Genomic DNA, 15899 nt, shown 5'->3' with positions numbered 1-15899 from the left:
CCGGATTCGGTCTCGAAAGGAGTTGAATCAAACCCGCAACGCCTTGATTCAATATCTGAGCGTCAGCGCGCCCGGCAGGATCTCGAAAGTCGCCGGTATGCGCCCGGGCGACTCGCCGTCTATGTCGACCAGCGCGTTGTTTTCTGTCCCATCGCCGAGCGGTTCGACAACCACTTTCTTGCCGCGCAGGATGGTGATGGCCGGATGGTTGCGGTGCCTGCCGCCATAGAGCAGGCGGATGTCCCAGATCAGCTTCAGCTTGCCCGCCGCGCGCAAGATGACGATGTCGAACTCGCCATCGGTCAGTTCGGCATCCGGCGCGATCATCATGCCGCCGCCGAAGAATTTGCCGTTGGCCACCGCCACCAGCGCCATGCGCGCCTCGACCGGCGCGGCGTCGTCGACGGTGATCCTGACGTCCTGGAAGCGGTAGCGGATGAACTCGACCACGGTGCGCCACAGGAACAGCGCCTTGGCCGACATCTTGCCCTTGCGCTTGTCGGCATTGACGGCGCGGTCGGTGGCGCCGGACAGGCCAAGACTGGCGATGTTGATGAAATGGCGGCTGGCCAGCGCGCCATGGTCGTCGACGTAGCCGATACGCCCTGCATCGACCTTGCGCCCCTTCGCCTCGGCGATCCGCTTAAGCGCCGCATCCACCTGCTTCGGCAGGCCGAGCCCGCGCGCGAAATCGATGCCGGTGCCGCATGGCAGCAGACCAAGCTCGGTTGTGCGGCCGCCTTCTTCGGCCGCCTGCAGCAGGCCATCGGCCACCTCGCTCGCCGTACCGTCGCCACCGGCTGCGATCACCAGGTCGAAACCGCTGGCGGCAAGGTCGATTGCCAGGCGTTCGGCATCGCCCTCGGCCTGCGTCTCACGCAATTCGAAATTGCCGAAGTGCTTCTTCAGCGAGGCGGCGACTTGAGGCCAATGCCGTTTCAGCCGGCCGCCACCGGCAATCGGATTGAGCACCACCCCGACTTTCAAATACGCGCCCTCCCCGTCGCCGGACATAGATGCCCGATCATTTGCCGGCATTGAAGCCCGCGCCCGCCGGCGGAGCAAGGGGCGCTGTCGGTTCGTGCCCCAAAAAAAACGGGCGGGTTGTCAAAGCAGCCGGCATCGAAATTCCCGGGCTTGTGGAAGCGGTCCCCGATAATCCCGCTATCCACAGGCCCATGGCCATTCCCCAAGGCCATTACCCGGCGTAAGTTTAACCCATCTCAGGCGGCTACCGATCATCAAGCCGAAAGGCGAAAGTGAAAGGCGGATTTCCTGAGGCCCGTACGGCCCGGACCGAAAACAGGCTTGCCTGTGCGAGGGACGGAGGCCGAGACCTACGGGGCCGCGGAAAGCGTGCCAACGCCGACGGCGGACCGATGCTGCCATGAAGGACGGCAAAAACCTTCGATGGCACGCAGGGCAAAGCCCGCAAGGGCCAAGACCAGCGTGGTCTGGAACGGACACTGCCTTCGGGTGGTGGCTGGCAGGACCGTCAAAATCAAGGCCGGCATGGCGCGACGACTTTACGGAAGTTGCTGCCGCGACCGTGTCCTGATCTGACAGGGAGGCGCTGGGAGAAATCCCGGCGCCGACTGTCGTTTTTGGCCCCCTCGATATCCTTTGCCAGCGATCTTGCCGGCGCCGCTTCACCACGCGCTGAAATCGGTTAGTATCGAGCAGATAGAATCTGTTCGATACGCGCTCGGAGTCTGTTTCGAAAGTTGCTCTGGCGCCATCAGATGGCCGCCGGAGTGACTTTCCAAGCAGTCTCTTGAAGGGGGATACTTCATGACGCTCGTCCAAAAGCTTGCCTATGCCTATGCTTTCCTGTTCTTCGGCGTCGTCGCCATCGGCTACATACCGGCCTTCAACGACGCCAACGGCAATCTGTTCGGGCTGTTCTCGCTGCAATGGTACGACGACCTGCTGCACGCCTTCTCCGGCGTCTGGGCGCTGGCCGCCGCCTTCATCTCGCACCGCCAGGCGGTGTTCTATTTCAAGCTGTTCGGCTCGGTCTATCTGTTCGACGGCGTGCTCGGGCTGATCACCGGCTCCGGCTGCCTTGATGCCGGCATCTTCATCAACGGTTTCCGCTCCCTCAACGACATCGAATTTCCCGCCCGCTTCTTCGCAAACCTGCCGCACCTCGTCATAGGCGGCTTCGCCGTCTATGTCGGCTTCTGGCTGTCGAAGCGCATTTACGACCACTTCGCCACGGCCTGACCGGCCATGTTTCTGTTCCGCTGGCTGAAGCGCATCATCAAGACGATCCTTTGGCTGATCGTCATCGTCATCCTGATCCCGATCGTCGGGCTGGCCTATGGCTTCCTGACGACGCCGTCGCTCGACAAGACGCCATTGCCCGGCATTGCCGATGGTGCACCGCCCAAGGCGCTGGCCGACAAGGTCCGCACTGAGATCCCCGGCTACCAGCGGCCGGAGGAATCGACCTTCCTCACCTACCCGGAATGGGCGATCGTCTATGCCGCGCGCGAATATGCCGGCTTCGTTGCCAAGGACCAGCCGAGCGGCTTCCCCTACTGGTCTTATGTCGGCCGCTTCTGGCAGGACTACGCCATGGTGATCCGCGCCGGTTCTGCCTACAAGTTCAACTATGCCAACCACCAGATGCTGGTCATCATCGGCACCAGCCACTCGATCGAGCACATTTTGCAATGGGCCTATGAAAACACGGTCGGCCGCATCACCGAGGCGACGACGGCCAAGCGCACCGCCGCCGACATCTACCAGGCCAAGGTGGCGGCCGAGTACGCCGCTTTCCTCGACCAGGTGCCGTGGTACCAGTTTCCCTATGCGCAGAAGCGCGCCGGCCTGTTTGCCGTGCAGCCGGCACCGGGCGACAGTTCTATCCGCACCAGCGAACGCAAGCTCGCTTTCGGTCTCGCCGACACCATCAAGCAGGGCTATGCCGACCTGATCACCAAGGCGCTTGCCGCGACCTCCGACCCGGCCTTGCTCGACATCCACGTCTGGGCCAAGGGGCCGGTCGGCGAAGCGACACGCAATGAGCCAGACACCTTGCTGGAACGCGACTACGGCATTGACGGCACCGTCTTCGTCACCAAGCGCTATCAGGTGTTCACCGACATGATCCCGCGCCTGATCGACAAAGGCGTCTCCTTCGTCGAGATCGGCGGCAATGACGAGATCATGGTCACCATGCTGTCGACGGATGCGATCGCCGTTCCCGAAGGCATGCGCATCCTGTTCAGCTACCCGCTGCCGGCCGATCCCTCGATGCGCCGCACCGGCATGGTCGTCGCCGTGCGCAAGCTGCACCTTGTGCTGCCGTCGCTGATCAAGGCCGGCGCGAAACTCGAACACGTCTACGATTACTGACAGGGGGACGGCGGCCGGGGCGACAGGGAACCGCGTCTCTGTTGCAGAATCGACACCCGGTTGATCTTTCGGACACCACGCCACGCTCAATCCACAATCGCGGCCAAATCCCGCCTTGTTCGCGCGCGACGGAACGCTTCCATGTCGCCCAAAGCGGAAACCGGTTTGGGACCGTGACATGGCACCTGAATCGGTTGCCGGGCATCTCGAAGGGACAAGACCGTGATCAAGACCGCCCTTGTCGCCATGACCATCGTCGGCTGCGATTGCGACGCCAAGCTGTGCGAATACATCGGTGAGACGCCGGCCAAGTGGTCGACCATCGCGGAGTGCGAATCCGCGATGAAGAGCCAGATCCTGCACGAGAGCAATTTCAACTATCCGCTCGTCTCCGGCATCTGCCGCACGAAGGGATCGTCGTCCTCCTCGCAACTGGCGGCCATTGCATCCCGTCCGGAACTGAAGCCCGCCAGCAGGATCGTCAAAACCCAAAACCCGCTGCCGCCGGAGCTCAGCCATCGGCCGAGCGTTCCGGTCGGCTCGCCGACGACGGCCCTGGAAGCAGCAGCCGCCCGGCCTGTCGCCTATGAGCAGGTGGTCGATGGTGGCACCGGCGTGCTCTACCGCACCAAGAACGGCTACGCCGTGGTCAAGACCGATCTCGGCCGCGCCGCATCCGCGACCGCGGACGCGGCCAAACGCTCGGTGAACTGGCTGACCGGCCTGATGCCGACGGGGCTGTAGGCTCCAAACGTCGCGGTCTACGGCGCCTTCCTCACAAGAAGTTCTACCTGGCCTACGCCACCCCGCTCAGCGCCTTGATGGCGCGGTAGAAGGTCGAGGAAAACAGCTCCGTCGGGTCATAGCGCCGCTTTGCCGCCAGGAAGGCCGGCAGTTCGGGATAGGAGGCCAGCAATTCGCTTGCCGTGTAGTGCAGCTGGTAGGGCAGGAAGAAACGCCCGCCATGCCGGATCGTCACGTCGATCAGCGCCCGCGTCAGCGCCCGCATTTTAGCGTTGCCGTCGGCATCGGTCGGCTGGTTGATGTAGAGCACCAGCGAATAGGCCGGCTCCGGTGCATAGGTCAGCGCCAAATCCTCCTTGTGGACGATGCGCACCGACGCGTTGAGCACAGGCAGGTCCTGGTTGCGCAGGATCTCGCGGGCCTCGGCGATAAATGGATTATACGCCGCGCGTGGAATAAAATATTCGTGCAGGATGTCGGTCTCATCCACCAAATCGTTGAAGAGATAGGGCACCGAATCGTGCATCGGGTTGTTGCGGGTGACGAGGCAGGCCTCGCCCTGCGCCATCGCAGCCGTGCGCGCCACCGTGCAGCTCTCGAATTTCGGCTCCAGCGTCTTTTCGGTGAACCATTTCAGCTCCTGGAACAGGCTGCCCTGCTTGGCCAGGTTCATGATCACCCGCTTCAGCCCGACACCCTCCGGCTCGCCGATCTCGGGCTGGCCGGCCGGCGGCTGCTCGGCCACCTTGTCGTAGCGATAGACGATCATGTCCTCGAGGAAATTGCCCGGCGCCGTCGACAGATGGCCGTAAAACAGGCCGATCCCCCTGTTCGGCTCCAGCACCTCGGCAAAGAATTTCGGAAAGTCGTCGGATTTGATGATTTCCCGTGAGGTGCGGTAGACGGCATTGTCGACGATATCGAGCGTCGCTTCCAGCACCACGCCGAACAGGCCGTAGCCGCCGACGACATGACGGAACAGCCCGGTGTTCTCGCTCGGAGAGCAGGTGATCACCGACCCGTCGGCCAGCATCACCCGCATCGAGCGGATCGAACCGGCAACCGAACCCGCCTGATGGTCCATGCCATGCGCGTTGACGGACAGCGAGCCGCCGACGGAGAAGATGTCGGTCGACTGCATCGACTTCACCGCGAAGCGCGGATGCAGCATGTTTTGGATGTCGTGCCAGCGCGCGCCCGGCTGCACCGTCATGGTCCGGGCCGCCGAGTCGACGGTCACCTTGTTGAACTTTCTGAGGTCAAGCACCAGCGCGTTGTCGTCGAAGGCGTGGCCGCCCATCGAATGACGGATGGCGGCCAGCGAGACTTTCAGCGCGTTGTCGCGAGCGAAGGCCAACGCCCTGGCGATATGGTCCTCCTCGCCGACCTCGACCACGCCATAGACCGGCGTCCTCGACAGGCCGCTGGCATCATTGATGTCGCCGCCTTCGGCCGACCAGGGCAGCGCAGGATCGAAGGCCGGCGCGTTCTCAAGCGGCTTCAGCGGCAGGGCAATGCCGTCGACATCTGCGATGCGGCCAGCATTCTTCGGTCCGGAAGGCCCGCGCGCCAGCCGCGCCATGGTGGTTCCGCCCCACAACACCGCGCCGCCGGCCACCGCCGCACCCAGCAGCAGCCGCCGCGACAGGCGAAACCTTTTTTGGAGCTCGGCCATGAATATCCCCCGTTGGCCAAGGGATAGCGCGGCCTTTTGGCAAAAACCATAGCGGCTGTGCCGGAACGGCGTTCCGGCACCTTCTCCCCGAGATAATGACGGGGAGAAGGCAAGTGCTTGAACGTCGGCGGCTTTTACGAAGCCTTCTTGATCGACGTCACCATGCCGGTCTTGTCGTCGACCGTCACCGCCACCTTGGCGCCAACCTTCAGCTTCCCGACCGCCGCGTCCGGCGACAGCTGGTAGATCTTGCCGTCGTCGAGCGTGATCGACTTGGTCGTCGCGTCGACCGACTGGATGGTGCCCTGAACGGTCGCGGCATAGGCCGTGCCGAGGAAGGCGAGCAGGGCGGCGGTGGTTGCGAGGGTCTTCTTCATCGGTAAGCACTCCATGCTGTTTCAGTTCTCGCCCGATGTCGCCTTGGGGAACGACGGCACCGAACGGCCTGAAACTGAGCGGAAAGCATGCCAGCCGCAAATCACGTTGGGTGAATTTTCGCAAAGCAATTCATAGGCTTAATTCCGACACATTGCCTGCGGCTGAGGTGACCTCTTGCCGCTTGGGCGCTTCCCGGCAAGCGCGCTCCGTCCACGAAAAGAGTCACTTGGCCGATTGCGGCGAGCGATGTCCGAACACCATGCTGCCGCCGCAATCCTCGTTGGGCCGCTTCACGAAACCACCCGCTGGCTTTCCAGCCGTACAAGTTTTGTTTCACCGATCGGCACGAAACCTCTACCTTGGCTCGCGCTATGGTTGCAAATTCGAAATGGGTGCACGAGAATATCGGCAGCCAGAGGGGGGGCGTGATTCCATGAAGTTTGTATTCCGGACCATAATATCGCTGCTGCTGGCGCTTGGGCCTGGGTCCGCCTCTGCGCAGGACGCGGACTCGGATGGCGACAAGACGATCATGTTTACCGAGGACGACCCCGAGATGGCAGCAGCGACCGCGAAAGCGCTCGCCAGCCTGGACGAATTCCTGGCGTTGTCCGAGGCTCCTCCGTCCGACACGGAGAGGTTCAAACTAAAGGTCAAGGTGCGCGACGGCAACGTCACCGAGCACTTCTGGGTCATCCCGTTCCGGCGCACCGAAACCGGCTTCGTCGGCATATTGGCGAACGAACCGGAAGCCGTGCACAATGTCGTCCTCGGCCAGAACATAGAATTCACCCGGGGCGATATTTCCGATTGGGGTTATACCCGCGATGGGCGGCAGGTCGGCGCCTTCACCGTCTGCGTGATGTTCAAGAAAATGTCGAAGGAAGAGGTGGACACCATGCGCGACAGATACGGTTTCGACTGCTGACGGCCAAGCTCGGCTAATCCGCCGGGTCCTTCGCCCCGATCTTGCGCACCAGCGCTGCCGTGGCCAACATGGCGCCCATATCCGATATCATCGGCGCGACGTGCCTGTTGTAGTCGAGTGGAACCGAAATATCCGGCAGTTCGAAGAAGTTCTTCGCCTGCGGCAACAGCAGGAAACCGTCGCCGCCATTGAGCGCGACGCGGGCCGGATCGTCCGGCCAGGTTTCGCCCAGCCATTTCAGCGCCTGCGCCAGCCGGCCGGTCACCAACGGCCGCGCCGCCTCGACATTGTCGGTGCGGAATTCATAGGTCTCATCGAGCAAGGGCTCACCCGACGACAGTTCCTGCATCCTGGCTGTGAACATGCCGCGAAAAAAGCCGATGACCGCGTTGGTGCGCCGCGTCGCCACCAGAATTCCAGGGAACGGCTCGATGGCCTCGAAGGCAACGATGACGCCCTTGAAGGCCGTCGATGAGCCCTTGCCCGTCCCTTCCCGCAATTCCGCTTCGTAGAGCTCGAACGGAAACTCGTCGTAGCGGCCGGAAATGACATCGTCGAACGCTTGCCGGTTGAACGGCCCGACCGCCTCGCGCGGCAGCCGGTCGAAGGAGTTTGGCCTGCCGCCGTGCTGGTAGCGCACATCGCGGATGAAGCCGAAGATAATGGGCAGCAGCGTCTGGCGGAACGATTGCTGCAGCCGGGCGGCCGGCTTCATGGCCTGGAAGTAGAGCAGGCTCGAAGCCGCGAATCCGACGGCATAGAGGAACACATGCGGCGGCGAGAACCATTGCTCGTTTGGGTCGGCGACCTTGTTGAACAGCCAGGTGAGCACGACGACGGCGACCACGACCAGGCCGACAAACACCGGCACACGCCAGCGCACCTGCCGCGCCACCGAGGCCCGCGCCGCCTCATAGCTCTCGACGTCTTTCCGGATGGCGGCGGTAGCCGTCTCACCAGGCATGAAATCCGCTGTTTCCATCGCCAACCCCCGCAAGCCTCGATGAGCTCATGATAGCCAGTTTTGCGAGAAAGTCGCCAGCCGGAGGCAGCAAGCGCGATCTTCCCTTCTCCCCTTGTGGGAGAAGGTGGATCGGCGCGTCAGCGCCGAGACGGATGAGGGGTGTTCCAGCGGAATGAGACGCTGGTGTTCCCTGGAACACCCCTCATCCGTCGCCTTCGGCGACACCTTCTCCCGCAAGGGGAGAAGGGAAGATCGCGCCCAGCCGCCGTTCGACCCTTTCCCTCATCGCCCCCTCCAACCCCTCCACCGGCACCAGCCGCTCCTGGTCCCTGCTCCGCAGCCTCACAAAGGGATGCAGCCTATACGAGACGACCATCCCACGCGTCCCGGCATCGGCACTGACATCGACGACGAAAATCCCGCCAATGCGCCCCGGCCATGGCTGGAGGACAAGGGCGGTGCCGAGGAAATCGCCAAGCCCATAAGCGACGACCGTCTTCCCGATCCGTTCCACCGGCTGCACGACATGCGCGTGATGGCCTGCGATCAGGCCGACGCCTTGCCCGGCCAGGCGCTTGGCCAGCGCTCGCGTTTCGGCGCGTGGAAAATGCCGGAACTCCCAGTCCCAATGCGGCACGGCGCAGAGGAGATCGAAACCGTCACGCGGCCAGCCTGCCGGGTCGCTGCCCATCGAGACGCGGCCGGCGAACAGATCTTCATCCGCATTGCGCCACAGCGTGAAGGCGGCAAAGCCGACGGTCAGCGATCCGGCTTTGACGGACTGCACCGGGCCGTTGGCCGCCAGGCCGATGGTGCGGATACCGAGCCGCTTCAGCGCCGCCACCGTATGGTCGAAGCCGGAGACGCCCTGATCGAGGACATGATTGTTGGCCAGCGACAGCACCAGTTTTTCGCGGGCGATACCGACCGAAGACAGCGCCTCGGCCAGAAATCGCTCGCTCATCGCATGATGCGTGCCGAGCTTGGTGCCCAGAACGGCACTGGGCCTGTCCACGACAGGGCTTTCGCAATTGCCGATCACCAGATCGGCAGCACCTAGCAGCGCCTTGATCGCCGGATCGCAGTCCGGCGCGCTGCGATTGGCCACTGCCGAGATATCGCCGATGAAGGCCAGCCGCACAGTCCGCTTCGGTGGTGGGTCCACCAACGTTGCAGCCGCAGGCGCAAACCCGCCGGCATCGCCGCCGAGCGACGGCTTCAGGAAACGCGGCAGCCAGGACAGCTTGTAGGAGAGCGGATAGTTCGACACGCAAAGCCCAATCGTTTGCCCTGTGTAGACCGTCCGCCGGACAGGTTGAAGCGCGGAGGCCGACATTCGTGTATGGTCGCCCGCAACACCGCGTGGGAGGGAAAGAATGACACGAATAGCAAGCCTGCTGGCATCCGGCTTCATGATGGTTCTTCCCTTATCCTTTGCCAGCTTGTCTTCTGCCAGCGCCACCATGCCCGAAGCGGCAACCGCGCTGTTCGAGGCCAAGACCGTCGCCGCGCGCGACGGCGCGCTATCGACGCTGGAGGCCGCCGCGCCGAAAGACCCGGCATCGGCCTATGCCGCCGGCGCCGGCGAATTCTTCACGGCGTTGGAGCTTCTGGCCAGCGGCCTGCACCGCCATGGCTTCGAGAGCCCGCAATCCTTCATGCTGCCGCTGATGCAGCTGCCGGTGCCGGATAATCCCAATCCCGAGCCGCTGACCTACGAACAATTCCGCGCCATACTGGTCGCCTTCCGCGACCGCCTAGCAAAATCCGCCGCGACACTGGGCTCGGTCCCCGCCGAGGCTGATATCGGCATGGTCATCGACCTTACCCATGCCGGCATCGACCTCAACGAGGACGGCATGATCGCGCCTGATGAAAGCATGGCCGCGATCATGGCCGCGCTGTCGCACGGCAGCATCCAGCAGGGCGACGCCGCACCCACGCTGACCTTCCGCTTCGACCGCGCCGACGGTTACTGGCTCCAGGGCTATGCCGAATTCCTGATGGCGCAGGCCGATTTCTGGCTGGCGCATGATTTTAAGGGCACCTTCGACGGCTCCTTCCACATGCTGTTCCCGCGCGCCAAGCTGCCGCTGCAGGACATTCTCGTGCCGCCGCCGAGCGAGATGGGCTCAAGCATCTTCTCCTCGGAATGGCGCATCGCCGATTTCATCTCGATGGTGCACATGATCAACTGGCCAGTTGTCGAGCCGGAGCGTCGCAAGGCGGCGCGCCAGGAGTTGCTCGAAATGATCCGGCTGTCGCGCGAGGACTGGAAGGCGATCCGCGTCGAGACCGACAATGACCGCGAATGGCTGCCCGGTCCGCAGCAGAAGGGCGAGAACCCGCTGACCGGTCTCGAAGTCGGCGAGGAGCAGGTGCAGGCGTGGCTCGCCACCTTGACCATGGCCGAGGATCTGCTCGAAGGCCGGGCGCTGCTGCCGCATTTCCGCATCACCGGCAAGGGCATCAACATGAAGCGCTTCTTTGACGAGCCGAAGCCCTTCGACCTCGTGCTGTCGATCACCGGCCCCGGCATCGCGCCCTACCTCGAAAGCGGCAAGATCCTGACCAGCGAGGATTTCGACCAGATCCAGCGCGAGTTCGGCGGCGGCGGGTTTTTGATGTTCGCGCTGTGGTTTAATTGAGGGCCGAACAGAACTTGGATCCCTCGCCCCCGGCCCGAGGCTTGGTTGCCACGTGGTTCCCCCAATCCGTCGCTGCTTCGCAGCGCCACCTTTCCCCCCCTCCGGAGGGAAAGGAAGGGAGCGTTGCTGGACGAGCGTTGACGACAAAAAAGCTTGGCGCCTTCCTCTACCCCGTCGATCGGGGGGTCCGAAGGACGGGCGAGACCCGTGGCTCGCCCCGGCAGGTGGCTCGGCGAAGCCGAGACGGAGTGGGGGTCGACCAGCGCAGCATAAGACAATGCATGCGCCAAGCTCAGAAAATCGCGCCCTGATAGAGTACCTGTTCCGCCTCCTCCGGCGCGAACCGTCTGGCCAGTGACCGGAACGCGCTGTGCACGCCGTCGCGGTCGATATTGCAGCTTCTGAGGTGCCGCACGGCCAGCGTCGGATCGAAGGCGCTGCGGCCATGCAGGACGCGCTGGTTGTCGAAGACCAGCACTTCGCCCGGCTGCAACTGGTGCTGGAACTGGTTCTGCGGATCGCAGATCAGCCGCGTCAGTTCGGCCAATGCCTCGATCAGGTCGTCGATGCGGTCTTCCGACGCCCATTGCGGCGCCAGGCAGCGGTCATTGTAGCGGATGCCGGTGACCGCGCCTGTCGCATCGAGGCTGATGACATGCGCCTCGGCGCTGAAGAACACCTCGCCGGCGTGCTCGCGGTGGAAGGTGACGCCCTGCCGGGTCAGCAGCTCGAACAGGTCGGGCGTCCTGTTTCGCATCAGTTCGGCGACATGAAAGCCGTCGACCATCAGCGACGTACCGCCGGCGCCCGCACCGGTGCGGATGGCGTGGAAGAAAATGAAGCCGGGCGGCGCGTAGCGGAACGGCTCGTCTGTGTGCGGGATCTGCGCCCGCGCCGTCTCGCCCGCCACCCGCGCATCCGGCCGCGAGATGAGATCGAACACCTTGCCGTAGCTGGTCTCGCGGATCGGCCCATAACGCTCGGCGACCCGCGCCGTTGCTTCCGTTTCGGCCGGAACCCGGGTCAGCATGGCGATACCGTGGTCCCTCAGCGCCCGCAGCGACTGGAACAGCGCTTCGTCGTCCGCCACCACCGCGTCGAAGGCGAAGCGGCCGAGCCGGGCAGTGAGATCGCTGTTCCACAGTTGCGGCTGGAAGCGGACCGGGCCCGAACCGCCGGCATGACCGGCGAGCAAAGCCGCGTCGTAGCGCGAGACATGCCCATCCTGCCAGATCGCGGTGACCTGCCCCGGCGTCGAGACATCGAAACTCTCGGCACGGACAGCCTTGCCGACATCGGCCGGCGTCAGCCACCTCTTGCCCGAGGCGGTGTCGCCGCATTGCTCACATGCGCATGCAAGCCGCAGCCAGCGCGTCGAGAGTTTTGCCGCGCGGCCATCCGCCAGCTCGATGGCGATCCACCCGCCCTCGGCTCGCATGGCCCGGACCGGCATCGCTTGAGAGCCGGCAGATCCCGGCTGGCATGCATGCTTTGGCGTGTCGAGCATCTGGTGTCCCCTGTGCTTTGAATTTCTTCGACCAGCCTAGGCAAGGAAAAACCGCTCTTCAAATGAGTTTCCTTCTCAAGCTTTTGAGGTAAACTCAAAACATGACAACGTTGCGGGACTTGCCGCTCTCCGGACTGCGCGCGCTGCTGGCCGCCGCCAGGGCCGGCAGCCTGACGCGCGCGGCCGAGGAACTGGGCGTGACGCCCGGCGCCATAGGTCACCAGATCCGGCAATTGGAGGAGCGGCTCGGCATCAAGCTGGTCCACCGCGAGGGCAACGGCATTGCCCTGACCCGCGCCGCCGAGGCCGCATTGCCCGACATCGATCGCGGCTTCGACGCGCTCGCCTCCGGCATGCGGCGGCTGCGCTTCGAACGGCGGGCCGAGACCTTCACCATCGCGGCCGATCCGTCCTTTGCCTCGCTCTGGCTGGCACCCAGGCTCAACAAGGTGCGGGCAGCGCTGGGCAGGCTGGATGTCCGCATCGTCGGCTCCGTCGCGCATGATGCCATGCAGGAGGAAGGCGTCGACCTCGCCATCAGCTATCGCCGGGGTGCCGCACCGGACCTCGCATCGCTCGACCTGTTCACCGAGCGGGTGATCCCGGCCTGCGCGCCCACCTTGGTACGCGGCCATGTCAGGCCGGACGCGGCCGAGGTGCTGGACAGGATGCCGCTGCTGCACATCGACCCGACGATGGGCGACGACGTCTATCCCTCCTGGCGCGACTGGTTCGCGGCGGCCGGCCGCCAGCCGAAAGCCATCGACCAGGGCCCGCGCTTCGGGTTGACGATCGTCGCGGCACAAGCGGCGATCGCCGGCATGGGCGCGCTGCTGGCGAGCGAACTGGTGTTGCGACGCCATCTCGATCCCGGCCATCTCATCGAGATCGCCCGTGACGTGCCGGCGCTGACCATCAAGCGCCGTCTCGTCTGGCCACAGCACGGTCCGAAGGCGCGCCGTGCCGCAACCGTTGCCGCCGAACTGGCTGAGATCGCCGACATCGGTATCGATGGCGCCCTGCCCGCGGTAAGGCTGCCTTAACGCGGACCCCGTGCCGCAATGGATTGCCCACGAAGGCCCGCGTGACGAACGTATCGTGGGCGGCATCCGAGGCGAGGAAGGCGATGGCGCCAGTTTCGAGCCGACGCGGCGGGTCGGAACTGGCGTTGCACCGGCTCCCAAAACGAGTCGATGGCCGTCGCGAGACAGTCGTCCGGGCCAAGAATTTGTGGCAGGCGGGCAACAGTTTTTGACGGTGCCCAAGGCCTTCCCGACGCCACGCAACGAGCGCCCGCCATCGTGGCATGACCGGCCGAACAGCCACCCGCACAAATTAGCAAGGGCTGTTTTGCTTGACTTGCCGGACAAAAACGGGCAGCAAAACAGGATTGGAAGGGCTGCAATACCGCGTGCATGGTCGTGGACAAGCCTTTTTCGGCACAAAGTCCACGTCTCTCTGTTGGTTTTGAGAGGGATTGGTTAACCAACTTTGTCCATATTTTGAAGCAATCGGCAACTAACGACAGGCGCGGAAAACGCGTCGGGGACCACCTGGGATCACTCACAGAATGGTCGTCGCGGCTATCACAGCCGCGGACGTGGGAGCCGATTGGAGCAAGATTGGTGGCATGGCGTTCTTGAGTAGAAACATTGTCGGGGACACGCGTTGGGAGGGCGAGAATGCCTGCGACGCTCCACGTTCCTCATCCTTCACCCCTGAACGGATCGTCCGCTGGGTCGCCGTGCCCGGCGTCAGCGCTGCCGTGGGCCTTTGGCTGATTGGCACCATGGCCGGCCTCAGTTCGGTCGGCGCCTCGCTGTCGGCGACGTCGGGCGGCCTGCCGCAGACGCTGTCCATGCCGGACTCGCTGGCGCTGGCCGATCCGCCGAAACAACATTTCCTGACATCCTCGGCGCCGTTCGTGCTGGCCAATGCCCATGGCGGCGCACAAGCCCTGCACGATCATGCCGTGCAATGCGGCGCCAGCTGTTTCAAGCTGGCCAGGGTGAGCCACGCGGAGAAATCCGCACGTCTCGTGGCATCGGCAAAGCCGGCGGTCTTGAAGTCGAAGGCGCAGGAGCGCTTCGAACGCATGGAGGCATCGCTGTCGCCGACCAAGCTCGCGGCTGTCTTTGCCGGCGCCGGCAAGCCTGTCGCCACGGCCGACGCACGCCCGGTGATTTCCAGCATCGGGACCCAGATTACCCAGGCATCGCTGGTGCCGTCCGTCCAAGTCGTCGCCAGCCTGTCGGACGACATTCCACCGCCCGCGGCGGAACGCTTCGCCCGAGCCGGCACCGGCTCCGTTGTCGTGCAGACCGCGCCGGCGCCGACGGGTTTTGCCCAGCCGGAGACGCCTGACAACGCGCAGCTGGCGCTCGCTCTCGTCCAGTCGATGCCGGTCGAGGACGAAGCATTCGCCTCGCCGCTGCCGATGACCGGCGCCTCGGCCGATGTCGCGGTCGCGCCTGTCGAGACCCAAAAGGCGCAGCCCGGCGACGCCGCGTCGCTGCCGGACGCGCTCACCGACGACGTGCCGCTGCCGACCCGCCGGCCGCAATATGACGCGCCGCAGCAGCCCAAGGTGGTGGAACAGGACAAGGCCGTGGAGCAGGACAAGCCGGCTCCACAGCCCAAGATCGCGCAGCAGAAGCTGGTTCCCCAGGCAAAGCCGGCCCAACAGGCCAGGCAAGGCCGCCAAGGCGGCGACGTGCTGGCCTATGCCAAGCCGGACACGCCTTCGGGCGGCCTTGGCCAGGCGTTCAGAAACCTGTTCAATGGGCCGAGCGCCGGAAGCGGTGCCGGACACGGCGTTGCCGTCTATGACATCAGCGCCGGCATGGTTTACATGCCGGACGGCGAGAGACTCGAAGCGCATTCGGGCGTCGGCGCCATGACGGACCAGCCGCGCTATGTCAACCAGAAGAACCGTGGACCGACGCCGCCCAACACCTACAATCTGTCGCTGCGCGAGTCGCGCTTCCACGGTGTCGAGGCGTTGCGCCTCACCCCCGTCGATGGCCGCAACAAATACAATCGCGACGGCTTCCTGGCCCATAGCTACCTGCTTCGCGGCCGCTACGGACAGTCCAGCGGCTGCGTTGCCTTCAAGGACTATGCGCGCTTCCTCGCCGCCTACAAGAAGGGCAAGATCAAGCGCCTGGTCGTCGTGCCGCGCCTGAACGGATCGGCGACGCGGGTAGCATCCAACGGAAGCGGCGCCTGATCGGGATCGGACAGGCACGGGCCGTGGCTTTCTCCTCCTGACAGCCTTCTGTCAGGAGCCGCGTCTGGCGGCGTGCCCCGCCCCATCCCACTCTTTCCATTTTGGCCAAGACCTCCCATATTCGGGACATGGCCAGATCCCCCGACAAGAAAACGCCGCCGACGGCGAATGACGACCGCGCCGCGCCCAAGCGGCGCAGCCCGCTGACCGATTTCCTCGACGCCTCCGAACCGCTGCACAAAGGCGGCTTCGCCGAGATGCCGCAACCCGAGCTGTCGGGCACGCCGCTGACCGGTTCGATCGCCGACTGGGCCGAGCAGATCGAGCAGGAGGCGGAGAAGGAAGGGCGTCAGGCCGGCAAGGGCGACGGCGGCAAATCGCCGAAACCGTCGAAGAAGATACCCGAGCGCTCCGCCGCCCCGGGCCGCACGGCGCGCGGCACCTCGATGGGCGGCGCGGCCAC

The 15899-nt window shown here is 64.4% G+C and carries 13 protein-coding genes and 1 pseudogene; 8 read left to right on the top strand and 6 right to left on the bottom strand.

The genetic code is table 11. From position 1 onward, the window contains the following. Window positions 1-48 precede the first annotated feature (48 nt). Window positions 49-987, bottom strand: a complete 939-nt coding sequence (locus X741_RS142325) for a diacylglycerol kinase family protein (RefSeq protein WP_023779858.1) — start codon at window positions 985-987, stop codon at window positions 49-51. Between the two features lie 804 nt (window positions 988-1791). Here X741_RS142325 and X741_RS142330 point away from each other — a divergent pair. The 3 genes from X741_RS142330 (at window position 1792) to X741_RS142340 (ending at window position 4107) form a co-directional block, all read left to right on the top strand. Continuing rightward, window positions 1792-2226: a hypothetical protein gene (locus tag X741_RS142330; RefSeq protein WP_023779857.1), complete on the top strand. Its 435-nt coding sequence runs from the start codon at window positions 1792-1794 to the stop codon at window positions 2224-2226. Window positions 2227-2232: 6 nt separating this feature from the next. Then, a complete protein-coding gene (locus X741_RS142335) occupies window positions 2233-3363 on the top strand; it encodes a hypothetical protein (protein ID WP_023779856.1) in 1131 nt (376 codons plus the stop codon). Window positions 3364-3585: 222 nt separating this feature from the next. Next, complete coding sequence (locus tag X741_RS142340) at window positions 3586-4107, top strand: hypothetical protein (protein WP_023779855.1); 522 nt, start codon at window positions 3586-3588, stop codon at window positions 4105-4107. 52 nt (window positions 4108-4159) lie between these two features. On the opposite strand, the gene X741_RS142345 is transcribed toward X741_RS142340, so the two are convergent. Both X741_RS142345 and X741_RS142350 read right to left on the bottom strand, forming a co-directional pair. Then, a complete protein-coding gene (locus X741_RS142345; protein WP_023779854.1) occupies window positions 4160-5782 on the bottom strand; it encodes an FAD-binding oxidoreductase in 1623 nt (540 codons plus the stop codon). 134 nt (window positions 5783-5916) lie between these two features. Beyond that, the gene (locus X741_RS142350; protein ID WP_023767559.1) at window positions 5917-6159 is read right to left on the bottom strand and encodes a DUF1344 domain-containing protein; all 243 of its coding nucleotides are present in this window, start codon (window positions 6157-6159) and stop codon (window positions 5917-5919) included. Window positions 6160-6593: 434 nt separating this feature from the next. Here X741_RS142350 and X741_RS142355 point away from each other — a divergent pair, with 434 nt between their 5' ends. Further along, window positions 6594-7088 carry a DUF2314 domain-containing protein gene (locus X741_RS142355; RefSeq protein WP_023779853.1) on the top strand — a complete coding sequence of 165 codons (495 nt, stop codon included), beginning with the start codon at window positions 6594-6596 and terminating at the stop codon, window positions 7086-7088. Between the two features lie 13 nt (window positions 7089-7101). Here the strand turns inward: X741_RS142355 and X741_RS142360 are convergent, their stop codons facing one another. Together X741_RS142360 and X741_RS142365 are read right to left on the bottom strand one after the other, a co-directional pair. Continuing rightward, complete coding sequence (locus tag X741_RS142360; RefSeq protein WP_023779852.1) at window positions 7102-8070, bottom strand: DUF3137 domain-containing protein; 969 nt, start codon at window positions 8068-8070, stop codon at window positions 7102-7104. Window positions 8071-8254: 184 nt separating this feature from the next. Then, window positions 8255-9322, bottom strand: coding sequence for a CapA family protein (locus X741_RS142365; RefSeq protein ID WP_023779851.1), 1068 nt, complete (start codon window positions 9320-9322; stop codon window positions 8255-8257). A 106-nt stretch (window positions 9323-9428) separates the two neighbouring features. On the opposite strand from X741_RS142365, the gene X741_RS142370 reads away from it, so the two are divergent. Continuing rightward, window positions 9429-10700 (top strand): hypothetical protein, encoded by a 1272-nt coding sequence (locus X741_RS142370; protein WP_023779850.1) that lies wholly within the window; start codon window positions 9429-9431, stop codon window positions 10698-10700. Between the two features lie 292 nt (window positions 10701-10992). Here X741_RS142370 and X741_RS142375 read toward each other — a convergent pair whose 3' ends face one another. Beyond that, window positions 10993-12207: a TauD/TfdA family dioxygenase gene (locus tag X741_RS142375; RefSeq protein WP_031250412.1), complete on the bottom strand. Its 1215-nt coding sequence runs from the start codon at window positions 12205-12207 to the stop codon at window positions 10993-10995. A gap of 101 nt (window positions 12208-12308) precedes the next feature. Here X741_RS142375 and X741_RS142380 point away from each other — a divergent pair, with 101 nt between their 5' ends. From X741_RS142380 to X741_RS01000000167145, 3 genes and pseudogenes are all read left to right on the top strand, one after another. Then, window positions 12309-13250 (top strand): LysR substrate-binding domain-containing protein, encoded by a 942-nt coding sequence (locus X741_RS142380; protein ID WP_023779848.1) that lies wholly within the window; start codon window positions 12309-12311, stop codon window positions 13248-13250. Window positions 13251-13837: 587 nt separating this feature from the next. Next, a complete protein-coding gene (locus X741_RS142385; RefSeq protein WP_032928240.1) occupies window positions 13838-15436 on the top strand; it encodes a DUF2778 domain-containing protein in 1599 nt (532 codons plus the stop codon). 128 nt (window positions 15437-15564) lie between these two features. Continuing rightward, window positions 15565-15899, top strand: a pseudogene (locus X741_RS01000000167145) (excinuclease ABC subunit B); the annotation flags it as partial.

Source organism: Mesorhizobium sp. LNHC221B00 (assembly GCF_000502935.1).
GTDB lineage: Bacteria > Pseudomonadota > Alphaproteobacteria > Rhizobiales > Rhizobiaceae > Mesorhizobium > Mesorhizobium opportunistum.
Note: the sequence above shows the minus strand (reverse complement) of the source record. Positions and strands in the feature narration are given on the sequence as shown.

Bases quoted from the DNA above. Each gene is read 5' to 3' on its own strand.
- X741_RS142360 (WP_023779852.1), bottom strand. From the start codon at position 8,070: ATGGAAACAGCGGATTTCATGCCTGGTGAGACGGCTACCGCCGCCATC.
- X741_RS142330 (WP_023779857.1), top strand. From the start codon at position 1,792: ATGACGCTCGTCCAAAAGCTTGCCTATGCCTATGCTTTCCTGTTCTTC.
- X741_RS142335 (WP_023779856.1), top strand. From the start codon at position 2,233: ATGTTTCTGTTCCGCTGGCTGAAGCGCATCATCAAGACGATCCTTTGG.
- X741_RS142350 (WP_023767559.1), bottom strand. From the start codon at position 6,159: ATGAAGAAGACCCTCGCAACCACCGCCGCCCTGCTCGCCTTCCTCGGC.
- X741_RS142370 (WP_023779850.1), top strand. From the start codon at position 9,429: ATGACACGAATAGCAAGCCTGCTGGCATCCGGCTTCATGATGGTTCTT.
- X741_RS142345 (WP_023779854.1), bottom strand. From the start codon at position 5,782: ATGGCCGAGCTCCAAAAAAGGTTTCGCCTGTCGCGGCGGCTGCTGCTG.
- X741_RS142375 (WP_031250412.1), bottom strand. From the start codon at position 12,207: ATGCTCGACACGCCAAAGCATGCATGCCAGCCGGGATCTGCCGGCTCT.
- X741_RS142380 (WP_023779848.1), top strand. From the start codon at position 12,309: ATGACAACGTTGCGGGACTTGCCGCTCTCCGGACTGCGCGCGCTGCTG.
- X741_RS142385 (WP_032928240.1), top strand. From the start codon at position 13,838: ATGGCGTTCTTGAGTAGAAACATTGTCGGGGACACGCGTTGGGAGGGC.
- X741_RS142355 (WP_023779853.1), top strand. From the start codon at position 6,594: ATGAAGTTTGTATTCCGGACCATAATATCGCTGCTGCTGGCGCTTGGG.